This is a genomic window from Nocardia canadensis (assembly GCF_032656385.1).
GTDB classification, from domain to species: domain Bacteria; phylum Actinomycetota; class Actinomycetes; order Mycobacteriales; family Mycobacteriaceae; genus Nocardia; species Nocardia canadensis.
Genome location: NZ_JAVCWB010000010.1, coordinates 1,613,346 through 1,631,392, shown reverse-complemented (window position 1 = coordinate 1,631,392; position 18,047 = coordinate 1,613,346). Strand labels below are relative to the sequence as shown.

The window sequence follows — 18,047 nt, the reverse complement described above, 5'->3', positions numbered from 1 at the left end:
AGCTGTTCGGCCCGCTCAGCACCGGCGGCCGGATCGTCGTGGCGAGCCCCGACGGCCACCGCGACCCGCAGTACCTCGCCGATGTCATCGCGGCGCAGCGCGTCACGATGACATCGTTCGTGCCGTCGATGCTGACTGTTTTCGCGGGCAGCATCGATGCCGAGGGCGGAGCTCTGTCCTCGCTGCGCGCCCTGCTGATCGCCGGTGAGGCCTTCACCGGCGACGCGGTCGCCGCGCTGCGCAAGGTGAGCGACGCGGCCCTGTTCAACCTGTACGGTCCGACCGAGTTCACCGTCCACGCGACGCACGGCCCGGTCGCCGACCAGGTCGACGGTGCCGTCCCGATCGGCGCACCGGTCTGGAATTCGCGGGCCTACGTGCTGGATTCCCGTCTGCACCCGGTCGCTGCCGGGGTCGCCGGTGAGCTGTACCTGGCCGGCGCGCAGCTGGCGCGCGGCTACTTCGGTCGCGCCGATCTGACCGCCGACCGCTTCGTCGCCGACCCGTTCGGCGAGGACGGCGCCCGCATGTACCGCACCGGTGACCTCGTGCGGCGCGACGAGCACGGTGTCATCACCTACCTCGGCCGCACCGACTTCCAGGTCAAGCTGCGCGGTCTGCGCATCGAGCTCGGCGAGATCGAGGCCGCGCTCACCGCGCACGAGACCGTCGCGCAGGCCGTCGTGGTCGTGCGCTCGGACGCCCGCACCGGCGACCAGCTCGTCGGCTACGTGGTGCCTTCCGCGGGCGCGGCCGTCGAGATCGACACGCTGCGTACGCAGCTGGCCGCGCAGCTGCCGTCCTACATGGTCCCCGCCGCGTTCGTCGCGCTCGACGAGATGCCGCTGAGCGCCAACGGCAAGCTGGACCGGCGCGCCCTGCCTGACCCGGTGTTCGAGGCGCGGGAATTCCGTGCGCCGAGTACGCCGATCGAGGAGATCGTCGCCGCGACCTTCGCCGAGGTGCTCGGCCTGTCCGGGGACCGCGCCGTCGGCCTCGACGACGACTTCTTCGACCTGGGCGGCAACTCGCTGATCGCCACCCAGGTGGTCGCCCGCCTCGGCGCCGCCCTCGACACCCGCGTTCCCGTGCGCGTGCTGTTCGAGGCGCCGTCGGTCGCCGCGCTGGCCGCCAAGGTGGAATCGCACGCGGGTAGCGGCAGTCGCCGCGAGCTCGTCGCCGGAGCGCGCCCGGAGCAGATCCCGCTCTCGCTGGCCCAGCAGCGCATGTGGTTCCTCAACCGCTTCGACAACGCGACCGGGGTCAACAACATCCCGCTCGCCGTCCGCCTGACCGGCGACCTCGACATCGACGCCCTGCGCCAGGCCGTCGCCGACGTGGTCGACCGGCACGAGGTGCTGCGCACCGTCTACCCCGAGACCGCCGAGGGCCAGGGCGTGCAGGTCGTGCTGCCCGCGGGCCAGGTGCCGATCTCGCTGAGCCCGATCACGGTCGGCGAGGACGAGATCCGCGACCGGATCAGCGAACTGGTGCTCGCCGGGTTCGATGTGACCGCCGAGGTGCCGGTGCGTGCCGCGCTGCTGCGCGTCGCCGGTTCGATGGACGGTTCGCATCCCGACACCCACGTGCTCGTGTTCGTCGTGCACCACATCTCCGGTGACGGCTGGTCGGTGCGCCCGCTGGCCCGCGACGTGATGATCGCCTACGCCGCGCGCTCGCGCGGTGAGGCGCCGGGCTGGGCGCCGCTGCCGGTGCAGTACGCCGACTTCGCGCTGTGGCAGCGCGAGACCCTCGGCGCCGAGGACGACGCGACGTCGATGATCGCGCAGCAGGTCGCCTACTGGTCCGAGCACCTGGCCGGCCTGCCCGATCAGCTCGACCTGCCCGCCGACCGGCCGCGTCCGGCCGTGGCGTCCAACCGCGGTGGCGTGCACGAGTTCTCGATCGACCCGGCACTGGCGGCGAGCCTGAACGCGCTGGCCCGCGAGCACGGCGCCAGCCTCTTCATGGTCGTGCACGCCGCCTTCGCGGCGCTGCTGGCCCGCCTGTCCGGCAGTGACGACATCGCCATCGGCACCGCCGTCGCGGGCCGTGGTGAAGCGGTCCTCGACGACGCGATCGGCATGTTCGTCAACACGCTGGTCCTGCGCAGCGCGGTCGACCCGGCCCAGCCGTTCACCGCCCTGCTCGCGCAGACCAGGGAGAGCGACCTGGCCGCCTTCGGCCACGCCGACCTGCCGTTCGAGCGCCTGGTGGAGATCCTCAACCCGGCCCGCTCGCAGGCCCGGCACCCGCTGTTCCAGGTGATGCTGTCGTTCCAGAACACCGGCGAGGCGGCCTTCGAGCTGCCCGGCCTCGAGGTCGCCGGGGTGCCGCTGGACGTGGTCACCGCCAAGTTCGATCTGCACCTGAACCTGGCCGACCGGCATCGCGAAGACGGTTCCGCCGACGGCATGACCGCCGAATTCGCCTACGCCACCGACATGTTCGACGCCGACACCATCGCCGCGCTCGCGCAGCGCCTGGTGCGGATGCTGACCGCCGTCGTCGCGACGCCGGATCGCGCCATCGGCGAGGTCGAGCTGCTGGCTCCGGCCGAATACCGCCAGGTCGTCACCGACTGGAACGCCACCGCGCACCCGATCGACCCGGCCGCCACGCTGGTGTCGATGTTCGAGGCCCAGGCGCTGACCAGCCCGAACGCGACCGCCCTCACCTTCGAGGGGACGAGTCTGTCCTACGGCGAGTTCGCCGCGAAGGTGAACCGCCTGGCCCGGCATCTCATCGCCCAGGGCGTCGGCCCGGACACCATGGTCGCGCTCGGCATGCGCCGCTCGCTCGACCTGGTGATCGGCATGTACGCGGTGAGCGTGGCCGGTGGCGCGTACGTGCCGCTGGACCCCGACCACCCGGCCGAGCGCACCCACTACGTGCTCGAGACCGCCGCGCCGATCTGCGTGTTGACCACGGCCGCGGACGACGTCGACGCGGGCTCGACGGTCGCGCTGCGGATCGAGAGCCTGGACCTGTCGGGGTACTCCGCGGCGCCGGTCACCGATGCCGAGCGCCTCGCCCCGCTGCGTCCGTCCAATACCGCGTATGTGATCTTCACGTCGGGTTCGACGGGTCGTCCGAAGGGTGTCGCGGTCAGCCACGGCGCGATCGTCAACCGTCTGGTGTGGATGCAGGCGGCTTACGGTCTGACCGGCGACGATGTGGTGTTGCAGAAGACTCCGGCCACGTTCGACGTGTCGGTGTGGGAGTTCTTCTGGCCCTTGCAGATCGGTGCGCGTTTGGTCGTCGCGAAGCCGGATGGTCATCGTGATCCGGCGTACCTGGCCGAGATCATCGCTGCCGAGGGCGTCACCACCGCGCACTTCGTGCCGTCGATGATGTCGGTGTTCGTGGCCGAGCTGGCCGAGTCCGCCACCGTGGCGCTCGCCGACGGCTCCGCCGCCGCGAGCAGCCTGCGCCTGGTCTTCGCCTCGGGTGAGGCGCTGCCCGCGCCGACCGCCCAGCGGCTGCGCGCGCTCACCGGTGCGGCCCTGCACAACCTGTACGGCCCCACCGAGGCCGCGGTCGACGTCACCTTCCACGAGGTCACCGACGCCGACACCACCTCGGTGCCGATCGGCGCCCCGGTCTTCAACACCCAGGTCTACGTGCTGGATTCGCGCCTGCACCCGGTGCCGGTCGGCGTCCCCGGTGAGCTGTATCTGGCCGGTGTCCAGCTGGCGCGCGGCTATGTCGCGCGTCCGGACCTGACCGCCGACCGCTTCGTCGCCGACCCGTTCGGTGCCGACGGCGCCCGCATGTACCGCACCGGCGACCTCGTCGCCTGGACCGAGCACGGCGAGCTGGAGTACCTGGGCCGCACCGACTTCCAGGTGAAGCTGCGTGGTCTGCGCATCGAGCTGGGTGAGATCGAGTCGGCGCTCACCGCGCTGCCGTCGATCGCGCAGTCGGTCGTGGTCGTGCGCTCCGACGATCGTCTGGGCGACCAGCTGGTCGGGTATCTGATTCCGGCTGTGTCGGATCGGCGGCGTTCCCTTGACCCTGCGGGGTCACGCTCCGCTACCGCCTCCGGGCCTAGCGGTCACGCCGCGGAAGGTGCGAGCATCGATCTCGATGCCGTGCGCACCGAGCTCGGCGGCGCGCTGCCGACGTACATGGTGCCCACCGCGTTCGTGATCCTGGAGGCCTTCCCGCTCAACGCTTCCGGCAAGCTCGACCGCAAGGCGCTGCCCGCGCCGGTGTTCGAGGCCAAGGTGTTCCGCGCGCCATCGACCCCGATCGAGGAGATCGTGGCAGGCACCTTCGGCGACGTGCTCGGGGTGACCCGGGTCGGCGCCGACGACGACTTCTTCGAACTCGGCGGCAACTCGCTGCTGGCCACCCAGGTCACCGCCCGCATCGGCGCGGCCCTGGACACCCAGCTCTCGGTGCGCGACCTGTTCGAGGCGTCCACGGTGTCCGCGCTCGCGGCCCGCGCCGAGCACAACGCCGGCTCCGGCCGGACCCGCCCGCGCCTGACGGCGGGGGAGCGGCCCGCGATCATCCCGCTCTCGCCTGCCCAGCAGCGCTACTGGTTCCTCAACCAGTTCGATACCTCGACCTCGGCCGTGGACAACATCCCGCTGGCCGTGCGCCTCACCGGCGAGCTCGACGTGCCCGCGCTCGAGCAGGCCATCGGCGACGTGTTCGCCCGGCACGAGATGCTGCGCACCACCTACCCGCGCTCGGCCGACGGCCCGCACCAGGTGATCCTGCCGATCGCGCAGAGCCGCGCCGTCGTCCACCACATCGAGGTCGACGAAGCCGATCTGCTCGGCACCGTCATCGAATTCGCGATGACCACCTTCGACGTCACCGAAGAGGTGCCGCTCAAGGTCGCGCTGTTCCGGCTCAACGAGACCGACCACGTGCTCGCGTTCACCGTGCACCACGTCTCCGCCGACGGCTCGTCGATGGGCCCGCTGGCCCGCGACATCATGGCCGCCTATGTGGCGCGCGTGCAGGGCGAGGCCCCGCAGTGGGCGCCGCTGCCGGTGCAGTACGCCGACTACGCGCTGTGGCAGCGCGAGGTCCTCGGCGACGAGACCGACCCGGAATCGCTGGCCGCCAAGCAGGTCGCGTACTGGAGCAAGGCCCTGGCCGACCTGCCCGACCAGCTCGAGCTGCCCGCCGACCGGCCGCGCCCGCCCGCGCAGTCGTTCCAGGGCAAGGCGATCCGCTTCGAGATCGACCCCGTGCGCCACGCCGCGCTGCACGAGCTGGCCAGGGCCAACAACGCCTCGCTGTTCATGGTCGTGCACGCCGCCCTCGCGGTACTGCTCGCGCGACTGTCGGGCACCGACGACATCGCCGTCGGCACCCCGATCGCGGGCCGTGGTGAGCGCGAACTCGACGACCTGATCGGCATGTTCGTCAACACCCTGGTGTTCCGCACGGCCGTCGACCCCGGCGCCACCTTCGCCGAGCTCCTCGCCGACGTGCGCGAACGCGATCTGGAGGCCTTCGCCAACGCCGACGTGCCGTTCGAGCGCCTGGTCGAGGTGCTCAACCCGGTGCGCTCGACCGCGCGCAACCCGCTGTTCCAGGTGGGCCTGTCGTTCCAGAACCTGGCCGACACCACCTTCGAACTGCCCGGCCTGACCGTCAGCGCCGTCGACTACGACTCGCAGCTGGCCAAGACCGACCTGCACGTCACCCTCTACGACCGCTACACCGACGACGGCGCACCCGCCCAGCTGGTCACCGAATTCGGTTACGCCATCGACCTGTTCGACGAGGCCACGGTCCAGAGCTTCGCCGACCGCTTCGTGCTGGTGCTCGACGCCGTCGCCGCCGACGCGTCCGTGCCGGTCGGCGACATCGACCTGCTCACCGAGCAGGAAGCCGCGCAGATCGTCACCGCGTGGAACGACACCGCGCACGCGATCGATACCGACGCCACCCTGGTGTCGTTGCTCGACGCGACCGTGGCGGCGACGCCGGACGCCGTCGCGCTGGTCGTGGACGAGCCGGAGTCCGACGTGAGCGCCGAGGGCGCCGACTCCGCAGCGGGCGCCGCCGGCGTGGCGGGCACCCGCGTCGCCGGTGGACGTCGCGAGCTGACCTATGCCGAACTCGACGCCGAGGTCAACCGCCTTGCCCGGCACCTGATCTCGCTGGGTATCGGCACCGAGGACCGGGTGGCGCTGGCCATCCGCCGTTCCGCGGAGCTGATCATCGCGATGTACGCGGTGACCCGTACCGGTGCCGCCTACGTGCCGATCGACCCCGATCAGCCCGCCGAGCGCACCGATTACATCCTCGAGACGGCCGCGCCCGCGATCGTGCTGACCACGGCGAACGCCGAATTCAGCACGGCGGCGGCCGACGTGCTCGTCCTCGACGAGCTCGATCTGAGCAACGTCAGCGCGGCCGCGATCACCGAGCGCCGTGGCGCCCTGGTGCCCGCGAACACCGCGTACGTGATCTTCACCTCCGGCTCGACCGGCAAGCCCAAGGGTGTGGCGGTCTCGCACGGCGCGATCGTCAACCAGCTGCTATGGGAGACAGCCGAATTCGGTATCGGCGCCGACGACGCGATCCTGCTGAAGACGGCCGCGACCTTCGACCTCTCGGTGTGGGAGTTCTGGACCGCCGCCGTCGCCGGTGGCCGCCTGGTGGTCGCCACCGCCGACGGTCACCGTGACCCGGCCTACCTCAACGACCTGATGCGGGCCACCGCCGTCACCACGCTGCATGTGGTGCCGTCGATGCTCGACGCGCTGCTCACCGAATCCGGTGCGGCGCTGCCGCGCACGCTGCGCCGGGTGCTGGCGATCGGTGAGGCGCTGCCCGCGTCCACCGCGCAGCGCTTCCGCACCGCCAACGCCGCCGAGCTGTTCAACCTGTACGGCCCGACCGAGGCCGCGGTCTCGATCACCAGCCACGCGGTGACCGACGCCGACCAGGTGTCGGTGTCGATCGGCGCGCCGGAGTGGAACAGCCGGGTCTACGTGCTGGATTCCCGCCTGCGGCCGGTCCCGGTGGGTGTCTCCGGCGAGCTCTACCTCGCCGGTGCGCAGCTGGCCCGCGGCTACTACGGCCGCGCGGACCTGACCGCCGACCGTTTCGTCGCCGATCCGTTCTCCGCGCTCGGCGAGCGCATGTACCGCACCGGTGACCTGGTGGCCTGGAACGCCGACGGCGAACTGGACTACCGGGGCCGCACCGACTTCCAGGTGAAGATCCGCGGCTTCCGCATCGAGCTCGGCGAGATCGAGGCCGCGCTGCTGCGCCAGGACGGCATCACCTCGGCCGCGGTGCTGGCCCACACCGATCCGGTCGTCGGCGACCGCCTGGTGGCCTATGTCGTGGCCGGTGGGGGGGAGTTCGACAAGCTGGCCCTGCGCACCGCGCTGGCCGCCGAGCTGCCCTCGTACATGGTCCCGACCGTGTTCCTGCGCCTGGACGCGCTGCCGCTGAACGCCAACGGCAAGCTGGACCGCAAGGCCCTGCCGGAGCCCGAGGTCGAGAAGGCCGTGTTCCGCGCGCCGGTCAGCCCGAGCGAGCAGCTCGTGGCCGCCACCTTCGCCGAGGTCCTGCGCCTGGGCGACCAGCCGCGACCGGCGGGCCAGGACGCGGTAGCGAAGCGTGACCACGCAGGGCACTCGGGCACGGCTGAATCCGGCACAGTCAAGCGCTTCGGCCTCGACGACGACTTCTTCGCCTGGGGCGGTAACTCGCTGCTGGCGACGCAGGTCGCCGCGCGCCTGGGCGAAGCACTCGACACCCGTATCCCCGTGCGCCTGCTGTTCGAGGCGTCCACGGTGTCGGCGCTGGCGCAGCGGATCGAGCAGCACGCCGAGACGGGTGATCGCAAGGCGCTCACCGCCGGTCCGCGCCCCGAGCACATCCCGCTCTCGCTGGCCCAGCAGCGCATGTGGTTCCTCAACCGCTTCGACACCCAGTCGGCGGCCTACAACGTGCCGGTCGCGGTCCGCCTCACCGGCGACCTCGACGTGGCCGCGCTGCGCGCCGCGATCACCGACCTGGTGTCGCGCCACGAGATCCTGCGCACGGTTTACCCGCAGACCGAAGCCGGTGCGGCACAGGTGATCCTGTCGCCCGCACAGGCCGCGCCGGAGCTGATCGAGCGCACCGTGGCGGCCGACGAGATGGAATCGGCCGTCGCGGAACTGATGTCGACCATCTTCGACGTCACCGTCGAGGTGCCGCTGAAGGTCGCGCTGTTCCGCGCCGAGAGCACCGACGCGGAACCGGCCGCGCCGGGCGCGGTCTTCGGGCCCGCCCGCACCGTCTCCGGCGACTTCGTGCTCGCCATGGTCGTGCACCACATCTCCGGTGACGGCTCCTCGGTCGCCCCGCTGACCCGCGACCTGATGACTGCCTACGCGGCCCGCTCCACCGGTCAGGAGCCCGGCTGGGCACCACTGGCCGTGCAGTACGCGGACTACAGCATCTGGCAGCGTGAACTGCTCGGCAGCGAGGACGATCCGGACTCGATGGCGGCCAAGCAGGTCGCGCACTGGAAGCAGGCCCTCGCGGACCTGCCCGATCAGCTCGACCTGCCCGCCGACCGTCCGCGACCGGCCGTGCAGACCTTCGCCGGCAGCAAGGTCGACGTCCAGATCGACGCCGACACCCACCGCGCGCTGGTCGAGCTGGCCCGCGCCGAGGGCGCGACGCTGTTCATGGTCGTGCACACCGCCCTCGCGGTGCTGCTGGCTCGTCTGTCCGGCACCGACGACATCGCCATCGGCACCCCGATGGCCGGTCGTGGCGAGGCCGCCCTCGACGACATGATCGGCATGTTCGTCAACACCCTGGTCTTCCGCACCAAGGTGGACGGCGGCGAGGCGTTCACCGAGTTGCTGGCTCGCCAGCGCGAGGACGACATCGCGGCGTTCGCCAATGCCGATGTGCCGTTCGAGCGTCTGGTCGAGGTCCTCAACCCGGTCCGCTCCACCGCGCGCCACCCGCTGTTCCAGGTCGGTCTGTCGTTCCAGAACCTGACCCGCGCCACCCTGGAACTGCCGGGCCTGACGGTGTCCGGCCTGGACATCGACTCCCAGCTGTCGCAGTTCGACCTGCACCTGATCGCCACCGACCGTTACGGCGACGCCGGTGAGCCCGAGGGTATTTCGGGCATCTTCACCTACGCCACCGATCTGTTCGATCACGCCACGGTCGAGGGCTTCGTCGAGCGGTTCGTCCGGCTGCTCGGCGCGATCGTCGCCACTCCGCGCACCACGGTCGGCGACATCGAACTGCTCGCACCGGCCGAACGCGCCCAGATCCTGGACGCCCGCAACGCGACCGCCTACCGGGTCGACTCCGAGGCCACCCTGGTCTCGCTGCTCGACGCGTCGGTGGCCGCCGATCCGAAGTCGACCGCCCTGGTCACCGACGACGGCGCCCAGCTGACCTACGCCGAACTCGACGCGAAGGTGAACCGCCTGGCGCGGCATCTGATCTCGCTCGGCGTCGGTCCCGGGGCCCGCGTCGCGCTGGCGCTGCGCCGCTCGGTGGATCTGATCGTCGCCATGTACGCCGTCGCCAAGTCCGGTGGCGCGTACGTGCCGGTCGACCCCGATCAGGCGGCCGAGCGCACGAACTACATCCTCGAGACGGCGGCACCGGTCTGCGTGCTGACCAACGCCGAGGCCGAGTTCGACACCGCGGTCGCGCCGCTGGTGCGGATCGACGAGCTCGAACTCGACGAGGTCGGCGCCGCACCGGTTTCCGACGCCGAGCGCATCGCACCACTGCGGCCGGAGCACACCGCGTATGTGATCTTCACGTCCGGCTCGACCGGTCGCCCGAAGGGTGTCGCGGTGCCGCACGGCGCCATCGCCAACCAGCTCCAGTGGAAGCTGATCGAGTTCGGCATGGACGCCGCCGACGCGGTGCTGCTCAAGACCGCCGCCACCTTCGACCTCTCGGTCTGGGAGTTCTGGTCGGCCGCCGTCTGCGGTGGCCGCCTGGTGATCGCCTCGGCCGACGGCCACCGCGATCCGGCGTACCTGAACGAGCTGATGTCGCGCGAGTGGGTCACCACCCTGCACGTGGTGCCGTCGATGCTCGACGCGCTGCTTGCTTCGGGCATGCCCGATTCGCTGTGGCGGGTGCTGGCCATCGGTGAGGCGCTGCCGGGTTCGCTCGCGCAGCGGTTCCGCACCGCGTTCCCGCGCACCGAGCTGTTCAACCTGTACGGCCCCACCGAGGCCGCGGTCTCGATCACCTCGCATCGGGTGAACGCCGCCGACCAGGGCTCGGTCTCCATCGGTGGACCCGAGTGGAACAGCCAGGTGTACGTGCTCGACGCGCGGCTGCGCCCGGTGCCGGACGGCGTCGCGGGTGAGCTGTACCTCGCGGGCGCGCAGCTGGCCCGCGGCTACTTCGGCCGCCCCGATCTGACCGCCGACCGCTTCGTGGCCAACCCGTTCACCCCCGGTACCCGCATGTACCGCACCGGTGACCTGGTGGCCTGGCACAACGGCGAGCTCGACTACCGCGGCCGCACCGACTTCCAGGTGAAGATCCGCGGCTTCCGTATCGAGCTCGGCGAGATCGAGGCCGCGCTGCTGGCGCTGCCCGAGATCGCCCAGGCCGCCGTCATCGCCAAGTCCGACCCCCGCACCGGTGATCGCCTGGTGGCGTACCTGGTGGGTACGGAAATTGATGTCGCACAGGTGAAGTCGACGCTGGCCGCCGGGCTGCCGTCGTACATGGTGCCCGCCGCGTTCGTGGTCATGGACGCGCTGCCGCTCAACGTCAACGGCAAGCTCGACCGCAAGGCGCTGCCGGAGCCGGAGTTCGAGGCCCAGGCGTTCCGCGCGCCGTCCACCCCGATCGAGGAGATCGTGGCCGGCGTGTTCGCGGACGTGCTCGGCGTCGATCGCGTCGGCGCCGACGACGACTTCTTCGCCCTCGGCGGCAACTCGCTGCTGGCCACCCAGGTGGCGGCCCGCCTCGGCGCCGCCCTGGACAGCCGGGTGCCCGTGCGCCTGCTGTTCGAGGCGTCGACTGTCGCCGGTCTCGCGGTGAAGGTGGAGCAGGGCGCGGGCGCCGGTGGGCGACGCGCGCTGGTCGCCGGACCGCGTCCGGCGCAGGTGCCGCTGTCGCTCGCGCAGCAGCGCATGTGGTTCCTGAACCAGTTCGACACCAGCTCCGCGGTGAACAACATCCCGGTCGCCGTCCGCCTGACGGGCGCGCTGGATGTCGAGGCGCTGCAGCTCGCGGTCGCCGACGTGCTGGCCAGGCACGAGACCCTGCGCACGGTGTACCCGTCGACCGACGGCACCCCGCACCAGGTGATCCTGCCGGTCGAGGGCAATGTCCCGGATCTGACGCCGGAAACCGTTGCACCCGAACAGGTTCGCGACAAGATCGCCGCGCTGATCTCCGCCGGCTTCGACGTGCTCGACGAAGTTCCGTTGCGCGCCGAGCTGATGCAGGTCGCCGATGACGAGTTCATCCTTGTCTTCGTCGCCCACCACATCAGCGCCGACGGCTGGTCCATGGGCCCGCTGACCCGCGACGTCATGGTGGCCTATGCCGCCCGCGCCACAGGCGAACGCCCGGGCTGGGCGCCGCTGCCGGTGCAGTACGCCGACTTCAGCGTCTGGCAGCGCGAGGTGCTCGGCTCCGAAGCCGACGCGACGAGCCTGATCTCCCAGCAGGCCGACTACTGGAAGCGCGCCCTCGCCGGCGTCCCCGACGAGCTGAACCTGCCGCTGGACCGGCCGCGTCCGAGCACGCAGTCCTTCGCCGGTGGCCGGGTGCTGTTCCCGATCGACACCGAGATCCACGCCGGACTCTCGGCCATCGCCCGCGAGCAGAACGCGACGCTGTTCATGGTCGTGCACACCGCGCTGGCGGTGTTCCTGGCGCGCATGTCGGGCACCGAGGACATCGTCATCGGTACGCCGATCGCCGGTCGTGGTGAGGCCGAACTCGACGACGTCATCGGCATGTTCGTCAACACCCTGGCCCTGCGCACGCAGGTCGGCGGCCAGCTCGGTTTCGCCGAGCTGCTGGCCCAGGCCAAGGAAGCCGACCTGGCCGCGTTCGCGCACGCCGACATCCCGTTCGAGCGCCTGGTGGAACTGCTCAACCCCGAGCGCTCCACCGCGCGGCACCCGCTGTTCCAGGTGGCGCTGTCGTTCGAGAACCTGCCCGACGCCGGCTTCGAGCTGCCCGGCCTGTCGGTCTCGGCCGTCGACTTCGACGTCGACACCGCCAAGTTCGACCTGCTGCTCACCGTGCGTGAGGCGCAGGCAGGCGACACCGGCGCGGCCGGCGCCTACGCCGAGTTCTCCTACGCCAGCGATCTGTTCGACCAGTCCACGGTCGAGAAGTTCGCGCAGCGCTTCCAGCGCCTGCTCGCCGAGGTCGTCGCCGACACCACCACCCCGGTCGGCGATCTCGAACTCCTCGACGCGGTCGAGCGGACCGAACTGCTCACCCGCACCGGCGGTCCCGCCGCGTCGACGAGCACCCTGCCCGAGCTGCTGGCCCAGGCCGTCGCGACCAACCCGGACGGGCAGGCGATCGTCGCGCCCGGCGAGCCGGTCGATGCCGGGTTCGCCCGCGCGCTCGCCATGGGCAGCTCCGGCGGCGAGGACGCGCTGGCCGGGACGGCGGGGTCCGCGCTGACCTACGCCGAGCTCGACGCGGCGTCCTCGCGCCTGGCCCGGGTGCTCATCGCCCGGGGCGCGGCACCGGAGACGGTCGTCGCCATCGCTATGCAGCGTTCGCTGGACACGACCCTGGCCATCTGGGCCGTGATCAAGTCGGGTGCCGCGTTCCTGCCGGTCGACCCGAAATACCCGGCCGAGCGCATCGCGCACATGATGTCGGACTCCGGTGCGGCACTGGGCATCACCGTGTCGGCCGAGGTCGACCATCTGCCCGCGCCCGCGCTGGACGAGTGGCTGGTCCTCGACGACGCGGTGCTGCGGGCCGAGGCCGGCAGGCAGTCCGCCGCGCCGATCACCGACGCGGACCGTCGGGGCGCCGTTCGCTCCGGCAACACGGCCTACATGATCTACACCTCCGGCTCGACCGGCCTGCCCAAGGGCGTCGTGGTCAGCCACACCGGTGTGGCCAACTTCGCCGCCGCCCAGGTGGCGCAGTTCGGGCTCGGCTCCGAGGCGCGCACCCTGGCGTTCGCGTCGCCGTCGTTCGACGCGTCGATCCTCGAGTTCCTGCTCGCGGTCGGCTCGGCGGGCACGCTGGTCATCACGCCGGTCGGCGTGGTCGGCGGCGAGGAACTGGCCGAGATCATCGTGGGCCAGCAGCTGACCCACGTGTTCCTCACCCCGCTGGTCGCGGCGTCGATGGAACCCGCGGCACTGGCCGGACTGGAAGCGCTGATCGTCGGTGGCGACAAGGCCCCCGTCGACCTGGTGGCGAACTGGCACAGCGCGGGCACCGACCCGGCGCACCACCGGTTCTACAACGCCTACGGCCCGACCGAGGCGACCATCGCGACCAACCTGTCCGACCCGCTGCTGCCCGGCGACACCATGAACATCGGTGGGCCGATCGCGGGCGCGACGGTGTTCGTGCTCGACAACCGCCTGCGCCCGGTCCCGGAGGGCGTGGCCGGTGAGCTGTACCTGGGCGGCGTCGCCCTGGCTCGCGGCTACCACGCGCGCCCCGGCCTCACCGCCGAGCGCTTCGTGGCCAGCCCGTACGCCGGGTCCGACGGCGAGCGCCTGTACCGCACCGGTGACGTCGTCGCCTGGCGCACCGTCAACGGCCGGTCCGTCGTGGAGTACGTGGGCCGCAACGACTTCCAGGTGAAGATCCGTGGCTTCCGTATCGAACTGGGCGAGATCGACGCGGTCCTGACCGCGCACGACGACGTCGAGTTCGCCGCCACCATCGGCCGCACCACCGACGCGGGCGCCACCATCCTGGTGTCCTACGTGCGGGCGACCCCCGGTGCGGCCGCCGACCCGGCCGCGCTGGTCGAGTACGCGGCACAGCAGCTGCCCGCGCACATGGTGCCCGCCGCCGTGATGGTGCTCGACGAGATCCCGCTGACCCCCGCGGGCAAGCTGGATCGTCGCGCCCTGCCCGAGCCGGTCCTCGCTCCGCGCGAGTTCCGCACGCCCACCAGCGAAGTCGAGGCGATCATCGCCACCGTCTTCGCCGAGGTGCTCGGCGTCGACGCCGTCGGCCTGGACGATTCGTTCTTCGCCCTCGGCGGTGACTCGATCCTGTCCATCCAGCTGGTCTCCCGCGCCAAGGATCGCGGCGTGCTGTTCAAGCCGCGCGACGTGTTCGAGAAGCGCAGCGTGGCCGGCCTGGCCGAGATCGCCGTGCTCGCGGGCGATTCCGAGCAGATCGTGCTCGAGGAACTGCCGGGCGGCGGTGTCGGTGACATCCCGATGCTGCCGATCATGCGCCAGATCCTGAGCAGCGGCTCCACCTACGACCGGTTCTCCCAGTCGATGGTGCTGCGCCTGCCGGAGAACATCACCGAGGAAGTCCTGCACGCCACCATCGGCGCGGTCTTCGACCACCACGATGTGCTGCGTTCGCGGGTCGCCCGCGCGGAGCGACCGGCGGGCCCGGAGGGGGCAGCGGGGCGTCACCACGCAGGGCACTCGGGAGCGGAGCAATCCGACACCGCTGCCGAGAACGGCTGGGTCTTCGAGGCATTGGCGCCCGGCGAGGTCGACGTGACCGCGCTGGTGCGGCGCGTCGAGGTGGCCGGCGAGGTCACCGACGAGCAGCTGTCCAAGCTGGCCAGCGTCGAATACGACGAGGCCATGGGCCGACTCGATCCGGCGAACGCCGCCATGGTGCAGTTCGTCTGGTTCGCCTTCGGTGAGAACGCCGACGGCCCGCGCCGTCGCGACGCGCTGCTCATCGTCGGCCACCACTTCGTGATCGACGGCGTCTCCTGGCGCATCCTGATCCCGGACCTCGGCATGGCCTGGGGCCAGATCGCGGCCGGTCAGCCGGTGACGCTGCCCGCCAACGGCACCTCGATGCGGCGCTGGGCGCACAGCCTGGTCGAGCAGTCGACCGAGCGCCGCGCGGAACTGCCGTTCTGGCGCGAGGTCTCGGCCACCGCCGATCCGCAGCTGGGCGCACGGGCGTTCGACCCGCGGGTCGATACCTTCGCCACCGTCGACCGGGTGCAGGTCACCCTGTCGCCGGAGGTCACCGACGCGGTGCTCACGGCCATCCCCGGCCTGTACCACGGTGGGGTCAACGACGGTCTGCTCACCGCGCTGGCCCTGGCCGTCTCGCGGTGGCGCGGTGACGAATCCGGTACCGCGGCGCTGATCAAGCTGGAGGGCCACGGCCGCCAGGAGGAGATCGTCGCCGGTGCCGACCTGTCGCGCACTGTCGGCTGGTTCACCACCGCCTTCCCGGTCCGCCTCGACCTGGCCGGTGCCGACCTCGACGACGCCTTCGCCGGCGGCGCCGCGCTCGGTGCCGTGATCAAGTCGGTCAAGGAGCAGATGCTGGCCGTGCCCGACAAGGGCATCGGCTACGGCATGCTCAAGTACCTGACCGGTGAGGGTGCCGATCTGCCGTCCGTCGGCCAGATCAGCTTCAACTACCTCGGTCGCGCGACGGCGGGCGAGATCCCCGCCGAACTCGCCGAACTCGGCTGGGTGCCGGTGGCCGACCTGGGCCAGCTCGACGCCGAGATGGACCTGGACATGCCCGCCAACGCGACGCTGGACATCAACGCCATCGTCAACGACGGCGACGAGGGCCCGCAGCTGGGCGCGAACATCGCGTTCCCGACCGGGCTGCTGACCGTCGACCAGGCCCAGGAGTTCGCGGATCTGTTCGTGGCCGCGCTCACCGCGCTGGCCACCCACGCACAGCGGGTGGACGCGGGCGGTTTCACCCCGTCCGATATGCCGCTGGTGCGGGTGGAGCAGTCCGATATCGAGCTGTGGGAAGGCCATTACCCGGCGCTGTCGGAGATCTGGCCGCTCTCGCCGCTACAGGCGGGCCTGATGTTCCACGCCATGCTCAGCTCGGCGACCGTCGACGTGTACACGGTGCAGGCCGTCCTCGACCTGACCGGCACGCTCGACACCGAGCGGCTGCGGCGCGCGGCCCAGGCCGTGCTCGACCGGTACCCGAACCTGCGGACCGCCTTCGTCACCGACTCGGCCGGGCAGCCGGTGCAGGTCGTGATGTCGGAGCTCGAGGTGCCGTGGCGCGAGGTCGACCTGACCGACCTGCCCGCCGACGAGCGGCTGCCGCGCATGCAGCAGCTGCTGGTCGCCGACCGCGCCGACCAGTTCGACATGGCCACGGCCCCGCTGATCCGCTTCGGCCTCTACAAGACCGACGAGGGCAAGTCCCACCTGGCGATCACGGTGCACCACATCCTGATCGACGGCTGGTCCATGCCGCTGCTCATGCGCGACCTGCTGGTCCTCTACGCGGTGCACGGTGACCTCACCGCGCTGCCGCGCGTGGCCTCCTACCGCAACTTCCTGTCCTTCCTCTCGGGCTGGGATCGCGAAGTGTCGTTGCAGGTCTGGGCCGAGGCGCTGGCGGGGGTCGAAGGCCCCACCCAGCTGGCGCCCGCGCCGCGCACCGAGGAACGCTACGAGCTCGGCAAGGTCATCGTCGAGATCGACGCCGATCGCACCAGGGCACTCGGCAAGTTCGCCGGTGAACTCGGTGTCACCGTGAACACGCTGCTGCAGACCGCGTGGGGCATCGTCGTCGGCCGCCTCACCGGGCGCGACGACGTGGTGTTCGGCGCGACCGTGTCCGGCCGCCCGGCCGAACTGCCCGGCGTCGAGTCGATGGTCGGCCTGTTCATCAACACCCTGCCGGTGCGAATCCAGATCGACGACCGGATCAGCGCGGAGGAGTTGACCAAGCGGGTCCAGGCCGAGCAGGCCGACCTGCTCAGCCACCACTTCGTCGGTCTGTCCGACATCCAGCGGGTGGCGGGCGCTGGCGCGGCCTTCGACACGCTGCTGGTGTTCGAGTCGTACCCGATGGACAAGGACGCAGTCACCGCGGCGAGCTCGATCGACGGCATGCAGGTCACCGGTGTCGGCCTGGACGACGCCACCCACTACCCGCTCACGCTGGTGGTGATGGCCGAGGCCACCATCGAGATCACCATGCGCTACCTGCGCAGCACCTACACCGAGGACGAGGTCCGCACCCTGTCCGCCCGACTGCTGCGGGTGCTCGACGAGCTGCTCGACAACCCGACCGGCCTGGTCGGCGACATCGACATCCTCGACGCGGGCGAACGCGCGCAGTTGCTCGCCGAATCCGGGGTGACCGCGGCGGTGTCGGCTCCGGTCGCCACCACGGGTGTCGGCGCGCAGACGGTGGCCAAGGTGCTCGCCGAGGTCGTCGAGGCGGATCCGCAGGCCCCCGCCCTGCTCCGCGGCGACAGCGAAATCGCCTACAGCGCATTGGATCGCAAGTCCTCGCAGCTGGCCCGCGTGCTCATCGCGCGCGGTGCGGGCCCCGGCGACATCGTCGCGATCTCGCTGCCGCGCAGCGTGGACTCCGTGCTCGCCGCCTGGGCGATCCAGAAGGCGGGCGCCGCAGTCCTGTTCGCCGGCGAACTGTCCGGTGTCGAGATCGCCGCGACCGGCGCGGCCTACGGCATCAGCGACGCCCCCGTCGCCGGTGTCGCGGGCGAGTGGCTGATCCTGCCCGACGTGGACGCCGAGATCGCCGCCGCCGCGGCGCATCCGGTCTCCTACGCCGACCGGGTCCGCCCGCTGTCCGAAGACCACCCGGCCTTCGTGCTGCCCGCGGCCGAGGCGATGTCGACGCTCACCCAGAGCGCCGCGCTCGCCCTCGCCGACACCCTGCGCGAGACCCACGGCATCGACTACGAGTGCACCACCTTCACCACCCACGCCTCCGGCCCGGCGGCCATCCAGGAATTCCTGGCCGCCGTCACGGCGGGCGCCCTGTCGGTCCTCCCCGACGGCCCGGTCGCCGACGACCTGGCCGACGGCGAGGTCACCCACTGGTTCGTCGCCTCCGGCGACCCGACCGAGGCGGCCGACGGCGAAGTCACGGTGATCGTCGCCGAGTAG

General features: G+C 71.3%; 1 protein-coding gene (only partly in view). It reads left to right on the top strand.

What is annotated here, in order from left to right; translation table 11 throughout:
• Window positions 1-18,047, top strand: partial view of a non-ribosomal peptide synthase/polyketide synthase gene (locus Q7X29_RS30785; RefSeq protein WP_316576131.1) — the final stretch only. 26,275 nt of this gene lie to the left of the window's left edge; the window shows 18,047 of its 44,322 coding nt (coding positions 26,276-44,322); the start codon falls outside the window, past its left edge; its stop codon occupies window positions 18,045-18,047.